Here is a 13,999-nt window from a genome sequence, read left to right on the forward strand (position 1 = left end):
CTCGGAACCCGGGCGGCGCCGCCCGGCGCCGCTGGCGAAGCCGGATGATCCGGCCGATGGTCATTTATAGGCAGGCATGACCGGTGTGGAAACCGGGGGCCCCGTCCGCGACGACTGGTCGGGGCGGTGCGGGCACTTCAATCATTCGGCATTCCGCGACGGTGTCGCGGCTGCGCGGTTAGGCCTGTTCTTCGGTGCAGGCGCGGAGGGCTTCCGCGACCTTTTGCCGGTCGGGGTCGGGGAGGGGGAGCAGCGGCCGGGGCGGCTGGGCCTCGGACAAGCCCAGATGATGGATGGCTGCGTATGCGACGCGGAGGCTGCCGAAGGCGCGGAAGAGGGCCCATAGCGGCTGGAGGCGGGCATTGCAGTGCCGCACCGTCGCCGCGTCGCCGTTGCGCGCGGCGGTGACCAGGGTGCGGGCAAGTGTCGGCAGGAAGCCGCCGAGGACGCTGAACCAGCCGTCGCAGCCTGCCAGCAGGGCCTCGGCGGCGATCCAGTCGCCGCTATAGCCGATCGACAATTTTCCCACCGGTCCGGCGCGGAGGCGGGCGAGTTCGTCGGCGACAGAGCCTTCGGGCGGGGGCGGCATCTTGACGGCGGCGATGGTGGGGATGCCCGCCAGCCGTTCGAGCAGGTCCGTGCCGAAGGTGAAATGGGTGGTGCTGGGGTTGTTGTAGATGCACAGCGGTAAGTGGGTGGCGCCGGCGACGGCCGCGTAATGGCGGTAGGCCTCTTCCTGCGTCAGGGGCGTGTAGGAGACGGGGGCCATGAGCAGCCCGTCCGCGCCTTCGGCCTCGGCATCGCGGGCCAGCGCCTGGGCGTCGTCGGTGCGCAGGGTGCCGATGCCGATGACCAGGGGCGTGCGGCCGCCGACGCTTTGCACCGCCGCGCGGATGGCGCGACGCCGTTCGGCGCGGGTGAGATACGCATATATGCCGGTGCTGCCCAGCAGGCCGATGGAATCGACCCCCGCCGCCGAGAGATGGGCCGTGAGGCGCATGACGCCTTCGACATCCACCACGCCATGGTCGTCGGCGGGCGTGATCGGGAAAGCGGACAGGCCATGGAAGAGCGACATGCTACGCCTCGGTGCCGTTGCGGATGGCGGTTACAGGTGGGCGGTGGCGACCGAGGGGCGGTTGAGCATGGACATCAGTTCGCGCCGTGTGTCGGAATTGGTGCGGAAGACGCCCAGCATGCGGCTGGTGACCATGGACACGCCGGGGCGGTGGACGCCGCGGGTTGTCATGCATTGATGCCCGGCCTCCAGGATCACCGCGACGCCGTGGGGTTGCAGCACGTCGTTGATCGTGTTGGCGATCTGTGCCGTCAGGCGTTCCTGGATCTGAAGACGGCGGGAAAAGGCGTCGACCACGCGGGCCAGTTTCGAGATGCCGACCACTCGCTTGCTGGGCAGGTAGGCCACATGGGCGACGCCGATGATCGGCACCATATGGTGTTCGCAATGGCTTTCGAAGCGGATGTCGCGCAGCAGCACGATCTCGTCGTAATCGTCGACCTCGGAGAAGGTGCGCGACAGGATGGAGGACGGGTCTTCGCCATAGCCGGCGAAGAATTCCTCGTAGGAGCGTACGACCCGGCCGGGCGTGTCCAGCAGGCCCTCGCGCGACGGGTCCTCGCCTGCCCAGCGCAGCAGGGTGCGGATCGCATCTTCCGCCTCCTCGCGAGAGGGGCGGAGAAGGGGGGCCTGGGACATCTCGGTCATGAATCCTGTCTGCTCGGGGGAAGTGCCGCCGCGCGGCGCGCTAGTGGATGATGGTGGGGTGGTAGGGGCAATCCAGGCTGAAAGGCGGGACCTGGACGTCGAACGGGCGGCGCGAGCGGGTCTCGACCATATGATAGAAGCCGCGCATGAAGCCGGTCGGTGTCTGGAGGCCGGTGCCGGAGGTGTATTCGAAGACCTGGCCCGGTTCCAGCACCGGCTGTTCGCCCACCACGCCGTCGCCGTGGACATGCTCGATCCGGCCGATGGCGTCCATGATCTCCCATGTCCGGCGCAGCAGCTGGACCGTCTCGTTGCCCAGGTTCTCGATCCGGATGCGGTAGGCCCAGGCGAAGCGATGGTCCTCGGGCATGGACTGGTCGTCCAGCCAGAAGGTCTGCACCACCACGCGGATCGAGTCCGTGGTGGCCTCGTAGCAGGGGACGCCCTCCATGGCCTCCGCCAGGGCGGCATCCGGGTCGGGCGGCATTCCCGGCGGCGGCGGGCGGTCGATGGCCATGGCGTGGTCCCCGTGGGTTCAGCGCGACCGCAGGGCCGCGAGGCCGCGATCGAGGTCGTCTTTCAGGTCGGCGATGTCTTCCAGACCGACCGAGAAGCGGATCGCGCCGTCGCTGATGCCCAGGCGTGCCCGTTCCTCGGGGCCGATCTTCATGTGCGTGGTGGTGGCCGGGTGGGTGACCATGGAGCGCGCGTCGCCCAGATTGTTGGAGATCGCGATCAGGCGCAGCGCGTTCATGAAGGCGAACGCGCCCTCCTTGCCGCCTGCGACCTCGAACGCCACCAGGGTGGAGGCGTCGCTCATCTGGCTCCGCGCCAGGTCGTATTGCGGGTGGTCGGCGCGGCCGGGATAGAAGACGCGGGTCACGCCCTCGGCGGCGGCCAGGTGGTCGGCGACGGCGGCGGCGTTTTCGGTCATGGCCCGCACGCGCAGCGGCAGCGTTTCCAGACCCTTCAGCATCACCCACGCATTGAAGGGCGACAGGGCGTTGCCGGTGTTGCGGGTAAAGGGTTGCAGCGTGTCGGTGATCCAGTCGCGCCGGCCCAGCACCGCGCCGCCCAGCACGCGGCCCTGGCCGTCGATATGCTTGGTGCAGGAATAGACGACCACGTCGGCGCCCAGTTCCAGCGGCTTCTGGTACAGCGGGGTGGCGAAGACATTGTCCACCACCACCAGCGCGCCGGCCGCGTGCGCCAGTTCGGAGATCGCGCGGATATCCAGGATTTCCAGCATCGGGTTCGACGGGCTTTCCAGCAGCACCGCCGCCGCCGGGCGGGACAGGGCCGTGGCCCAGGCATCGAGATCGCGGCCGTCGACGAATTCGGTCTCGACACCGTAGCGGGGCAGCAGGTTGGCGACGATCCAGTGGCAGGACCCGAACAGCGCGCGCGATGCCACCACCCGGTCGCCGGCCTTGACGTGCGCCAGCAGGGCCGAGGAGACGGCGCCCATGCCCGTGGAGGTGGCGATGCAGGCCTCGGCACCCTCCAGGTCCGCCAGGCGGGATTCCAGCGCCGCGACGGTGGGGTTGCCGAAACGGCTGTACTGGTAATGGACCACGTCGCCGGTGAAGGTGGCCTCGGCCTGCTCGGCATTGTCGTAGACGAAGCCGGAGGTGAGGAACATCGCCTCGCTCGTCTCGCCGAAAGGCGTGCGCTCGACGCCGGCATGCAGCAGGCGGGTGGCGGGGCGGTAGGCGGTGGAATCAGTGCTCATCGTCAGTTCCCGGAACAAAACCGTCAGGAGGCCGAGGCTGGGAGCATCCGGGTGACGAACCGGTTCCGTGGCCCCGCGTCCCGACGCGGAAATCCGACCGTGGAAACCGTGACGCCCGCGGAGTCTGGCGGTGTCAGGCCTCTTTAGCGCGTCTGTTTAACCTCGTCGCAAGCCGGCCGATCCAAATCACGAGGGCCCGTGGGCCCCCGTGGGGGCTGCGGACGACAGGGTTATTGCGGATCGCAGGGCTGCTCGTCAACCATGTGGGGTGGCGGAGGATGGATTGCATCGGGGCGGGCGGTGCGGTATAGGGCTAGCCGCGACGCGGGTGTAGTTCAATGGTAGAACGGCAGCTTCCCAAGCTGCATACGAGGGTTCGATTCCCTTCACCCGCTCCAGCCCTGTTCGTAAATGCGTGCTGGTGGCGATCCGGCGCGCGTTTTCTGCGCTTCGGTGCTCACGGCCCATAAGGCCGCTCCGCTCCGATGCTCGGAAACACACGACGGGCGCGGCCCGTGCCGGGCCGCTCTCGCTCACCAGCCCGCATTTCCAAACAGGGCTTGGATACTTCCCCGTGATTTCCTTGGATGCCTTGCCTGCCTCTATTGTGGCGGGTGGTCTTCGTGGTGTTGGGCCTGGAATTGTTCGATCGACTGGCGCAGGCCGGTGTCGGGGGCGGCGGGCATTGTGTCGCGGTAGGTGGTGCCGTTCCAGATCCAGCGGTCGGTGCTGTCGACGATCAGGTCGCGCATGCCGCCGTGGCTGCGGTGGGACAGGGCGATCGGGCCGCTGACCGAATCCAGGACCTTGACCCAGTCTCGCCGGTCCCGCCGCAGGTAGACCGAGGTGGCGCAGCCCGCCGAGCCGCACAGATTGGCCGATTGCAATTGCACGAACAGCGCGGTGTCCCCCGCATGGGTCGAAAGCGGGGCGGAGCCGACCAGCACCACGGGCGTGTCGCCCTTGCCGACTGCCGCCGCGAGGTCGGACTGGTTGAGCGTGCGCGCGGCCTGGTCCAGCGCGCCGCCGGGCTGCTGGGCCAGGATGACCGGGTCGCCGCTCTCGGCCGCGCCGGCGACCGGGTGGCGCGGTGCGGCCTGCGCGGGGGCGTGGGCCAGCGCCAGCGTGGCGGCCAGGGCCGGGAGGAGGCGTGTATGACGGGGCAGGCGAATCATGCGATGAGGTCCGTCGGTTCGCGGGCGGTCCTGTGGGGGCCGCCTGTGGAAAGACTGGCTCCGGACCGTAATCCGGAGCCCCGTGAGGGTAGTAACGCATGAACGAGACCGAAAGGACACGGCCGGGCCTGTACCGCCATTACAAGGGCGGGCTGTACACCCTGATCTGTGTCGGTCGCCATTCCGAGACCGAGGAATGGCTGGTGACGTATCGCAGCGAGGCGCGCGGCGATTACTGGGTGCGGCCGCTGGCCATGTGGGTCGAGGACGTGGCGGGGGTGCCCCGTTTCAGCCCCGTTGGGGACGCCGCGGGCTGAGCAGGGCGGGCTGTTGCGTTTTTGAATCGATCGCCGCACCATCGCCCGATGTCGCGATTCTCCGTTGTCTGTGCCCTGGCTGCCGGGCTGATCCTGCCCGGGGCCGCTATTGCCGCGCCCGCTTCGCCCGATGCCGCGTCGCGGGCCTTTGCGCTGCTGGGCCGTGACCCGGCGCGGCTGGATGGGCTGCTGCGCGCCATGCCCAAGGGAGCGGACCTGCACAATCATCTGGCCGGCGCCGTCTATGCCGAGAGCATGCTGGACTGGGCGGCGCAGGATGGGCTGTGCGTCTCGCCCGCGCAGGGGCGCATCCTGTCCGGTGCCTGTGCGCCGGGCGGGGAGGCGGGGCGCGTGCGTGCCGCCGATCTGGCCGGGCGGCCGGATGAGCGGGCCGGGATGATCGATGCGCTGTCGATGCGCGATTTTGTGCCGACTGCGGCCGACCGGTCGGAGCATGACCATTTCTTTGCGACGTTCGCGCGGTTCATGCCCGCGCAGGCGGCCCATGGCGGGGACATGCTGGCCGAGGCGGTGACGCATGCAGCCGGCGACCATGTGCTGTATCTGGAACTGATGATTTCGCCCCAGCTTGGCCCGGTGGCGGGGCTGGGGGTGCGGCACCCCCTGCATGACGAGGCGTTTGCCGAGGCCGACCGCGCCATTGCGCCCGACCTGCCGGCGCTGGTCGCGGCGGCGCGGCGGGATGTGGATGCGATGGAGGCGCGGATGCGCGCCGTGCTGCATTGCGGGACGACGCAGGCCGCGCCGGGATGCGGGGTGGCGGTGCGCTATCTGTACCAGACGATCCGCACCATGCCGCCCGCCATGGTCTTTCCGCAGTTTGAATTGGGGTATGCGCTGGTCGGGGCCGATCCGCGTTTTGTCGGCGTGAATATCGTCGCACCCGAGGACGATGCGGTGGCGATGCGCGATTATGGGCTGCATATGCGCATGTTCGGCTGGCTGGCGGCACGCGAGCCGGGGGTGAAACTGTCGCTGCATGCCGGGGAGCTGGCGCCCGGGCTGGTGCCGCCCGAGGGGCTGCGCGACCATATCCGGCAGGCGGTGGAGGTCGCGGGGGCGCGGCGGATCGGGCATGGGGTCGATATCCTGCATGAGGACGATCCGGACGGGCTGATGGCGGAGATGGCGCGGCGGCGGGTGATGGTGGAGATCAACCTGACCAGCAACGACGTCATCCTCGGCATTGCCGGGGCGGCGCACCCGTTCGCGGCCTATCGCGCGGCGGGGGTGCCGGTGGCGCTGTCGACCGATGACGAGGGGGTGTCGCGCATCGACCTGACGCATGAATATGCGCGCGCGGCGACGGTTTATGCGCTGGATTATGCCGCCTTGCGGGATCTGTCGCGCGCGGGGCTGGAATATGCCTTCATCCCCGGCGACAGTCTGTGGCGGGGGGTGGCGCCGTATCGGATGGTCGCGGCCTGTGCCCCTGTCGTGCCGGGGACGGTGCCCGGTGCGGGGGCGTGCCGTGATTTTCTGGCCGCCAGCGCCAGGGCGCGGCTGCAATGGGCGCTGGAAGCGAGGCTGCATGATTTCGAAACCACGATGATTCGCGAGGCGGGCCAGCGTGCTGCCGCCGCGCGGCCGAAAGGACAGGGACCGGCATGAGGATGGACGCAGTGCGGACGCGATCGGGGCGCCGTCTGGCGGGGGCCTGCCTGCTGGCCGCCATGGTTGCGGGGGGAGGGGCCGCCGCCCGTGCGGCGCAGATCCCGGTGCGCGTGGTGGTGGTGACGACGTTCGAGATCGGCAACGATACCGGGGACGTGCCGGGGGAATTCCAGACCTGGGTGGAAAAGCTGCCGCTGAAGCAGGAAGTGCCGGCGCCGGGCACCTGGCATGGGGTGATGCGCTATAATCCGGACCTTCAGGTGCTGGGCATTGCCAGTGGCGAGGGGCCGGAACATATGGCTTCGGCCATTACCGCGCTGGTGCTGGACCCGCGTTTCGACCTGCGGCGGGCCTATTTCGTGCTGGCCGGGATTGCGGGGATCGATCCCAATTTCGCCTCGATCGGCGGGGCGGTTTGGGCGCCGCGCGTGGTCAATGGCGGGCTGGCCCATGCGATGGATGCGCGGGAAATTCCCGCCGACTGGCCGGACGGGTTTACGCCGGTGCAGGGCAGCGTGCCGACCGAGAAGCCGGTGCCGCCTTTGCATTCGCTGTCGGGCGACATGGCCTATACGCTGAATCCGGCGCTGGTGGGTTGGGCCTATGACCTGACGCGGTCGCTGAAACTGCCCGACACGAAGGCGCTGAAGGCGATCCGGGCGCGCTATGTCGGGTATCCGCAGGCGCAGAAGCCGCCTGCCGTGCTGCTGGGCGACACGATTTCCGGCGAGACGTTCTGGGTCGGCGAGCGGATGAACCGGTGGGCCGAGCGCTGGGTGCGCTACTGGACCGAGGGCAAGGGCACGTTCGCGACCACGGCCGAGGAGGATATCGGCTTCATGCAGGCGCTGACGCTTCAGGCCCAGGCCGGGCGTGTGGACCCGCAGCGGGTGTTGCTGCTGCGCACGGGCAGCAATTTCGATATGCCGCCGCCGGGCGAGACGGCGGCCGAACTGCTGAAATCCGAGGCCAGCGAGGGCGGGTATTCAGGGTATCTGCCTTCGGTCGCCGCCGCCTATCAGGTCGGCAGCGTCGTGGTGCGCGAGTTGGCCCTGCATTGGGACCGTTATGCCGACCATGTGCCGGGTGTGGCGGCGCCGCAGGATAAATAGCGGCTGCCAGGCGGTTATCGCGGCCAGCTGGCCGCGATCCGTTCCGCCAGGTCGTCCAGGATCGATTGGGTGAGGTCCGCGACCTGGTCGTCGGTCGTGGCGGGACCCTGGCGGGTGAGGGTGGCGCGCTGGTGGATCAGCGGCTGGTGTTCGTCGCGGGGGACGATCGACCAGTCGGCGGCCAGCGACGCGGTGCCGTCATGCGCGATGTCCAGCCGGCTGATATTCACCGCCAGGCGCCAGGTCGCGGGCAGGACCTGCGGCTGGTCGGTCACGAACAGGTCGGTGCGGCTCTGGGCGAGGCGCGCGGTGATGAGGTCGGTGGCGCCGAGCGACAGGCGGCTGGCCCAGCGGCCGGTGGCGCTGCGTTCGATCCGGTTGCCGTCGCGGGCGATCAGGTCCTGGCCATCGAGATAGTCGGGCAAGGTGATGCGGGCGACCGTGACGGTCGGCGTGGTGGAGGTGACGCTGCCGACCGGCACCGCACCGGTCGCGATGGCCGGCGCGCCCAGCGTGTAGAACCGTACCGGCGGCGAAGCGCAGGCGGCGAGCATGGCCGGAAGGGCCAGCGCGGTCAGCCAAGCCGGAACGCGGCGGCTTTGGAATGAAAAAGACTGTTCTGCCAGCCGGTCTGCTGAGCGAGAGTGCCGCGCAGCGGCACGCCCGGCGTGGGTGCGCGAGCACCGAAGCGGAGCGGCCTTGATGGCCGTGAGCACCGGAGCGCAGCGGACGCGCGTCGGATCGCCGGCAGGCCGGCTGGCAGGACAGTCTTTCATGGGCGGCGTCCCATCAGGAGGAGTTGCGGATTGCGTTCCACGTCGCTGGCGAAGCCGCGCAGGGCGGCGGCGGCGGCGGACAGGTCGCGCAGGGTGGAGTCGATGTTCGCGCGGTCGGCCGAGCGGGGCGAGGTGATGTCGTGCAGGGCCGACAGGCTCTCGCGGGCCTGGATCACCGTGTCGTTGGCGTTGTGCAGCACTTCGTGCAGGTCGGCGCCGCGGGCGTCGAGCTGCTGGGTGCCGGTATTGGCCAGCCGGTCGATGGCCGTCAGCGTCGTGTCCAGCCGCTGTTCCAGGTTCTGGATGGCGTGGGTCGCGCTGTCGACGGCGATGCGCGAATGGTCGGAGGTCTGCTTGACGCTGTCGACCAGGGGCGGCAGGTCCTGGTCCAGCCGTTCGGCCAGCTGGCGGATGCTGGCCAGGGCGGCCTGGGCGTTGTCGGCCAGTTCCTTCAGGGGAAGCTGGGTCAGGGTTTCCTGCACCTTCTGGATCGCGGACTGGCGGGTCGGGATTTCGACCTGCTTGCCGGTCACGATGTCGGGGTGGAGCACGGCGGGGGCGGAGGGGTCGAAATCGAGGTCGATCTCGGACTGGCCGGTGACGAAGCTCTGCATGTTCAGCGACGCGCGCAGCCCGTGGTCGATCATGCTTTGCAGGCTCAGGCTGCGGTGGGTGCCCGAGGTGCCGGCGATGGAGATGTTGTTGGGCTGGAGTGCGACCGCCACCGGAATATAGGCGGCGTGGGTGCGGGCATCATAGGTGATCGAGATGGAATCGACCGCACCGACCCTGACCCCCCGGAACGTGACCGGGGCGCCGATGGTCAGGCCCGATGTCGAGCCCTGGAACACCACGGTGGCCTGCCGCGTGGGCGAGAAAATGTTGAAATTGCCGAAGAAGACCAGGGCCCCCATGCCCAGGGCCACCCCTCCGACGACAAAGGCGCCAACGATCGTTTCTCGGTTTGCCATGGGTCAGTCGGTCCTCCCGGACTCGGTTTCGCGTTCGCGGTGCATGAAGGCGTGGACCTGCGGTTCGTCGCAATGATCGCGCAGCCACGCGGGCGCGCCGTGGGCGATCGGGGTCCTGGTCCTGGCGTCGAGGAAGATTCCGTCATCGGCGATCTTGAACAGGCTGGGCAGTTCGTGGCTGACGATGACGATGGTCGCCCCCAGCCCGTCGCGCAGGTTCAGGATCAGGTCGTCCAGCCGGGCCGAGGTGATCGGGTCCAGCCCGGCGGAGGGTTCGTCGAAGAACAATATGTCCGGGTCCAGCGCCATGGCGCGGGCCAGGCCGGCGCGCTTCTTCATGCCGCCGCTGACTTCCGACGGATACTGGTCGATGGCCTGCAGCATGCCCACCAGCCCCAGCTTGAGTTCCACCTGCCTGCGGACGGTGGCGGGGTCCATCTTCGTGAGCATCTGCATCGGCAGGGCGACGTTTTCGCCCACCGTGAGGGAGCTCCACAGGGCGGCGCTCTGGAACAGGACGCCGAAGCGCCGGCTGACCGTCTGGCGGTGGGCGGGGTCGGATGTCCAGTAATCCTCGCCATCGACCAGGTACTGGCCGGCGGCGGGTTTCAGGAGGCCGATCATGCTCTTGAGGACGGTGCTCTTGCCGCAGCCCGATCCGCCCATGACGGCGAAGATGCTGCCGCGCTTGATGTCGAAGGAGATGTCCTTCTGGATCACTTTCGGCCCGAAGGCGAGCGTGATCCCTTGCAGGGACATCAGGGTTTCGCGGCTGTCGGTGGCGGGGGTCTGGGGCACCATGTCAGATTCCGATCGTCGTCGCGATGACGGCGAAGATCGCGTCCAGCGCGATGACGCCCACGATGCCTACCACCACCGCGCGGGTCGCGGCCACGCCGACATCGGCGGCGCTGCGGCCGGCTTGCAGGCCGATGCGGCAACTGGTCAGCCCGATCAGGACGGCGAAGAAGATGCTCTTGATGAAGCCGAACACGAACTGGTTCAGCGCCACGGCATTGAGCGTCTGGTGGAAATAGCCGGCCCCGGTGACGGAGAGCATGCCGATGGCCACCGTGAAGCCGCCCAGCATGCCGACCAGCGAGCCGTACAGATACAGGAACGGCATGGTGGCGGTGAGGCTGAGGATGGAGGGCAGGATCAGGTAGCTGGAGACCGGGATGCCGAAGACGGTCAGGGCGTCGATTTCCTCGTTGCCCTGCATGGTGGCGATGCGCGCGGCGTAGGCGCCGCCGGTGCGGCCGGCCATGATGATCGCCGTCATCACCGCCGACATCTCGCGCACCATCGCGATGCCGACCAGGCTGGCGACGTAGATGTCGGCCGCGAACTTGCGCAGCTGCACCGCGCCGACGAAGGCCAGGATGGCACCGACCAGGAAGTTCACGACGCTGACGATCAGCAGCGCCGAGGGGCCGGCGTCGCGGATGTTCGACATCAGGTCGGTCAGGCGCATCCGGCCGCGCCCGGTCAGGCTGGCGATGCCGCCTCTGGCGGTCTCGACGCCCAGTTCGGTGACGGTGCCGATTTCGGTCAGGCTGTCGATGGTCACGGTACCGATCGCGGCCAGGGGGGCGAAGCGGCGGCGGGGGATGGGGGGGGCCGGGGCGGGCCGGTCGGGCAGCAGGTCGAGCAGCTTGCGCGCCGCGTCCGGCAGGGTTTCGGCGCGCATGTCGAGATGGGCCTGGGCCGCGCCCTGCTTCAATGCCCACAGGAAGCCGATCAGCCCGGTATCCCACCGGCCCAGCCCCTCGGCATTGAAGGTCAGCGGTCGGTCCGGCCGGGCCTGGTGCAGCCCGTCGGGCGGGAAGTCGGGGACATGGCCCTGCTGTGCGATCCAGTCCCCGGACAGGATGATCACGTTGGCATCGTCGCCGGCCTGCAGGGACCATTCCGGTTGACCGCGGTCGGTACTGTTCACAGCCTCTCCATATCGCAGGGCATCCCGTGGCGGGGTCTGGAAAAAGGTGGGCAGGCGACGGGGCGCCCGTTGGCGGGTCCTGTCTCCTTATCAGATGGGCACCGTCCGGCAAGGGGGCGGGGGGCCGGGCGGGACGGTTGGAGTGTGGGACGGGCCGCCGCCCGCGCGTATTCCGCGATGCGCTCTCAGGGATGTAGCGGTACCAGAACCCTGCCCTGCGTGGGGGGCACGTCTCGGCCCGTGGCGGCGGCGGCGAGATCGGCCATTACCATGTGCGCCACCGACTGGCGGTAATGGAGCGGGTCCCAGAAATTGGCGCGGGTGTCGGCGATGGGGCCGGGGATTTCGAAATCGATTGCCATCGCATGCGGGGTGGCGCGGGCGACGGCGGCGATGGCGACGCGGCAGGCGGCGCGTGCCGCCGCGATCCGGCTGCCCGGTAAGCCCTGCTGTTCGCGCGCCGTCGGGGGGAACCACAGGATCTTGGTGGTGTCGGTCGGAATGGCGTCGAGCAGGCGGGTCAGGAACGGGATGGAGGCCGGTGGGGGCGCGGGCCCCTGCGCGCGGGCCGGATTGAATCGCCAGGAGCGGAAGATGGCGTCCACCCGGCGCGGGTCGTAGAGGCTGTCGGGTGGCACGAAGCTGGTATAGCCGTCAGAACCGAAACGCTGCTGCTTGTGCCCGATCAGCCACATGAACTGGTTGGCGGCTTCCTGCACCGCATACAGGTTCATCATCTCGGCATAGCCGCGCCAGGGCGAGCCCGCATACATCCAGTCCGGCATCGGCCGGTTGGGTGCCGACAGGCCGTGCTGGTCGGCGAGGCACCACGCCACGTCGATGCCGACCAGCACCGCGCGGGGTGCGGGATGGTGACGCAGGAACAGGCGCAGGATGCGGTCCTGCTCCCAGGCCGAGGCGTTGTTCATGGCCAGGTTGACGAAATGGGCGCCGAAAAGGGGGGCGAGAACGGCCGGCTGGAGCAGGCGGCCGGTCGAGGTGCCGATCATCGCCGAATCGAAGCGGGGGCTGACGGCCAGTGCCGGCATGCTGTAGCGGGCGTTGGTGGAAATCGGAATCCGGTGCCAGGGCGGCGACAGGGGCAGCATGTCCCACGGATCGACCGTGACGACGAACAGGTAGACGAAGGCCCCGGCCGTCGCCGCCGTGCAGGCGAACAGGCGGGCGAAACGGCGCCATGCGGCGCACCCGTCGGGGCCGGGGTCAGAACTGGAAATAGATGAAGGCATCGGGAATCCGTCCGCCGATCAGCAGCAGCAGGAAGACGAAGGCGAGCGCGGCCGGTACCGCGACCAGGGGGCTGGGGCGCAGCATCCGCAGGATTGCGTCCTGCGAGGAGGGGCCGGCCAGCGCGACGGCCAGGGCGATCCAGAAGATTGCCGCATCCACGATGCCGGCATGGCCCGTGCCGCCCAGCCCGGCCATGCCGCGCAGGATGCGGCCGGCGGTCGGGAAATCGGCCGCGCGGAACAGGACCCAGCCGACGATGACGAACAGCATCGTGGCGGCCCATCCCGCCAGGGCCGGCAGGCGGAGGCCCGCACGCGTCCAGGCATGGTTGGCCGCCAGCCCCGCGCCGTGCAGCGCGCCCCAGGCCACGAAGGTCCAGCCCGCGCCGTGCCACAGCCCGCCCAGCATCATGGTCGCCATCAGGCCGGCCATCTGGCGTGGCATGCCGTGCCGGTTGCCGCCCAGCGGGATGTAGAGATAGTCGCGCAGGAAGCGCGACAGCGTCATGTGCCAGCGTTGCCAGAAGGCGCGGAGGCTGGTGGCGCGGTAGGGGACGTTGAAATTGAACGGCAGGCGGAGGCCGAACATCAGCGCCATGCCGATCGCCATGTCGGAATAGCCCGAGAAATCGAAGAAGATTTCCAGCGTGTAGGTGAGGGCGGCGACCCAGGCTTCGCCGAGATTCGGCGTGGCGCCCTGGGCCGCGTGGGCGAAGAGCGGGTTGCAGGTCAGGGCCAGCGTGTCGGCCAAGCCGGCCTTCTTGGCCAGCCCCAGCAGCAGCAGCATCGCGCCGCGCGACAGGTTTTCCCACATCGCGGGGCCGCGCGGGTCAGTGCCGAACTGGGGCACGATTTCGGAATGGCGGACGATGGGGCCCGCGATCAGCTGCGGGAAGAAGGTTACGAATTCCAGGAAATCGAGCACGCCGCGCACCGGGCGGGCGCCGCGCAGCAGGTCGGCGTGATAGGCGATTTTCTGGAAGGTGAAGAACGAGATGCCCAGCGGCAGGAGCAGGCTCCACGCCGGCGGGGGGCGGCCCGCCGCCCAGGCCAGGTTTTCCGCGAGGAAATGCGCGTATTTGAAGACGAGCAGGGTCGCGAGGTTGAGCACGATCCCCGCGATGGGCCATAGGCGGCGCCCGGTGGCGGCCCAGGCGCGGCCCAGGGCCCAGTTGGCCAGCGTCAGCGCCACCAGTGCCGGGACGAGGCGCCAGTCCCACGATGCGTAGAACAGCAGCGATGCCCCGACCAGCACCGCCTGCCGCCCCGTGCGATTGCCCGCGCACAGATAGAACAGCGCGAGCGTCGGCGGCAGGAAGCCGAGCAGGAAGGCCTGGGTGCTGAACAGCATGCGGGGCGCGCGCCG

Annotated in this window: 14 protein-coding genes, 1 tRNA gene and 1 riboswitch; of the genes, 4 read left to right on the forward strand and 11 right to left on the reverse strand. The window is 69.1% G+C overall.

Annotated elements, in window-relative coordinates; translation table 11 throughout:
* Positions 1–178 precede the first annotated feature (178 nt).
* From HLH27_RS01870 to metZ, 4 genes are read right to left on the reverse strand one after another with little or no spacing between them, the layout of a single operon-like run.
* Entirely contained in the window at positions 179–1,078 is a 900-nt protein-coding gene (locus HLH27_RS01870) for a dihydrodipicolinate synthase family protein (protein WP_182947373.1), read from the reverse strand.
* A gap of 30 nt (positions 1,079–1,108) precedes the next feature.
* Positions 1,109–1,717, reverse strand: a complete 609-nt coding sequence (folE, locus tag HLH27_RS01875) for a GTP cyclohydrolase I FolE (RefSeq protein WP_182947514.1) — start codon at positions 1,715–1,717, stop codon at positions 1,109–1,111.
* 49 nt (positions 1,718–1,766) lie between these two features.
* Positions 1,767–2,243, reverse strand: a complete 477-nt coding sequence (gene apaG, locus HLH27_RS01880) for a Co2+/Mg2+ efflux protein ApaG (protein ID WP_246375315.1) — start codon at positions 2,241–2,243, stop codon at positions 1,767–1,769.
* 18 nt (positions 2,244–2,261) lie between these two features.
* Positions 2,262–3,458: an O-succinylhomoserine sulfhydrylase gene (gene metZ / locus HLH27_RS01885; protein WP_182947374.1), complete on the reverse strand. Its 1,197-nt coding sequence runs from the start codon at positions 3,456–3,458 to the stop codon at positions 2,262–2,264.
* A 122-nt stretch (positions 3,459–3,580) separates the two neighbouring features.
* Positions 3,581–3,661, reverse strand: a riboswitch (SAM riboswitch).
* A gap of 121 nt (positions 3,662–3,782) precedes the next feature.
* Between metZ and HLH27_RS01890 the strand changes: the two genes are divergently transcribed.
* Positions 3,783–3,856 (forward strand) — tRNA-Gly (locus HLH27_RS01890).
* Between the two features lie 204 nt (positions 3,857–4,060).
* Here HLH27_RS01890 and HLH27_RS01895 read toward each other — a convergent pair.
* Entirely contained in the window at positions 4,061–4,633 is a 573-nt protein-coding gene (locus HLH27_RS01895) for a hypothetical protein (protein WP_182947375.1), read from the reverse strand.
* A 98-nt stretch (positions 4,634–4,731) separates the two neighbouring features.
* Here HLH27_RS01895 and HLH27_RS01900 point away from each other — a divergent pair, with 98 nt between their 5' ends.
* The 3 genes from HLH27_RS01900 to HLH27_RS01910 all read left to right on the forward strand — a co-directional run bounded on the left by HLH27_RS01900 (position 4,732) and on the right by HLH27_RS01910 (position 7,697).
* Positions 4,732–4,950, forward strand: a complete 219-nt coding sequence (locus tag HLH27_RS01900; protein WP_182947376.1) for a DUF1653 domain-containing protein — start codon at positions 4,732–4,734, stop codon at positions 4,948–4,950.
* A 48-nt stretch (positions 4,951–4,998) separates the two neighbouring features.
* On the forward strand, positions 4,999–6,582 hold the full coding sequence (locus HLH27_RS01905) for an adenosine deaminase family protein (protein WP_182947377.1): 1,584 nt from the start codon (positions 4,999–5,001) through the stop codon (positions 6,580–6,582).
* Positions 6,583–6,644: 62 nt separating this feature from the next.
* Complete coding sequence (locus HLH27_RS01910) at positions 6,645–7,697, forward strand: purine nucleoside permease (protein WP_246375370.1); 1,053 nt, start codon at positions 6,645–6,647, stop codon at positions 7,695–7,697.
* A 14-nt stretch (positions 7,698–7,711) separates the two neighbouring features.
* Here HLH27_RS01910 and HLH27_RS01915 read toward each other — a convergent pair whose 3' ends face one another.
* The 6 genes from HLH27_RS01915 to HLH27_RS01940 form a co-directional block, all read right to left on the reverse strand.
* Positions 7,712–8,251 (reverse strand): PqiC family protein, encoded by a 540-nt coding sequence (locus tag HLH27_RS01915; RefSeq protein ID WP_182947378.1) that lies wholly within the window; start codon positions 8,249–8,251, stop codon positions 7,712–7,714.
* A gap of 218 nt (positions 8,252–8,469) precedes the next feature.
* Positions 8,470–9,444, reverse strand: a complete 975-nt coding sequence (locus tag HLH27_RS01920) for an MlaD family protein (protein ID WP_182947379.1) — start codon at positions 9,442–9,444, stop codon at positions 8,470–8,472.
* 3 nt (positions 9,445–9,447) lie between these two features.
* Complete coding sequence (locus HLH27_RS01925) at positions 9,448–10,245, reverse strand: ABC transporter ATP-binding protein (protein ID WP_182947380.1); 798 nt, start codon at positions 10,243–10,245, stop codon at positions 9,448–9,450.
* A 1-nt stretch (position 10,246) separates the two neighbouring features.
* Entirely contained in the window at positions 10,247–11,383 is a 1,137-nt protein-coding gene (locus HLH27_RS01930; protein ID WP_182947381.1) for an ABC transporter permease, read from the reverse strand.
* A 185-nt stretch (positions 11,384–11,568) separates the two neighbouring features.
* On the reverse strand, positions 11,569–12,633 hold the full coding sequence (locus HLH27_RS01935) for a hypothetical protein (RefSeq protein ID WP_182947382.1): 1,065 nt from the start codon (positions 12,631–12,633) through the stop codon (positions 11,569–11,571).
* A complete protein-coding gene (locus HLH27_RS01940; RefSeq protein ID WP_182947383.1) occupies positions 12,608–13,984 on the reverse strand; it encodes an MBOAT family O-acyltransferase in 1,377 nt (458 codons plus the stop codon). The genes HLH27_RS01935 and HLH27_RS01940 overlap by 26 nt, the downstream gene beginning before the upstream one ends.
* Positions 13,985–13,999: the final 15 nt, after the last annotated feature.

This window comes from Gluconacetobacter takamatsuzukensis (assembly GCF_014174275.1).
GTDB classification, from domain to species: domain Bacteria; phylum Pseudomonadota; class Alphaproteobacteria; order Acetobacterales; family Acetobacteraceae; genus Gluconacetobacter; species Gluconacetobacter takamatsuzukensis.

Coding starts and splice junctions, on each gene's coding strand:
- HLH27_RS01870 (WP_182947373.1), bottom strand. CDS start 1,078: ATGTCGCTCTTCCATGGCCTGTCCGCTTTCCCGATCACGCCCGCCGAC.
- folE (WP_182947514.1), bottom strand. CDS start 1,717: ATGTCCCAGGCCCCCCTTCTCCGCCCCTCTCGCGAGGAGGCGGAAGAT.
- apaG (WP_246375315.1), bottom strand. CDS start 2,243: ATGGCCATCGACCGCCCGCCGCCGCCGGGAATGCCGCCCGACCCGGAT.
- metZ (WP_182947374.1), bottom strand. CDS start 3,458: ATGAGCACTGATTCCACCGCCTACCGCCCCGCCACCCGCCTGCTGCAT.
- HLH27_RS01895 (WP_182947375.1), bottom strand. CDS start 4,633: ATGATTCGCCTGCCCCGTCATACACGCCTCCTCCCGGCCCTGGCCGCC.
- HLH27_RS01900 (WP_182947376.1), top strand. CDS start 4,732: ATGAACGAGACCGAAAGGACACGGCCGGGCCTGTACCGCCATTACAAG.
- HLH27_RS01905 (WP_182947377.1), top strand. CDS start 4,999: ATGTCGCGATTCTCCGTTGTCTGTGCCCTGGCTGCCGGGCTGATCCTG.
- HLH27_RS01910 (WP_246375370.1), top strand. CDS start 6,645: ATGGTTGCGGGGGGAGGGGCCGCCGCCCGTGCGGCGCAGATCCCGGTG.
- HLH27_RS01915 (WP_182947378.1), bottom strand. CDS start 8,251: ATGCTCGCCGCCTGCGCTTCGCCGCCGGTACGGTTCTACACGCTGGGC.
- HLH27_RS01920 (WP_182947379.1), bottom strand. CDS start 9,444: ATGGCAAACCGAGAAACGATCGTTGGCGCCTTTGTCGTCGGAGGGGTG.
- HLH27_RS01925 (WP_182947380.1), bottom strand. CDS start 10,245: ATGGTGCCCCAGACCCCCGCCACCGACAGCCGCGAAACCCTGATGTCC.
- HLH27_RS01935 (WP_182947382.1), bottom strand. CDS start 12,633: ATGCCTTCATCTATTTCCAGTTCTGACCCCGGCCCCGACGGGTGCGCC.
- HLH27_RS01940 (WP_182947383.1), bottom strand. CDS start 13,984: ATGCTGTTCAGCACCCAGGCCTTCCTGCTCGGCTTCCTGCCGCCGACG.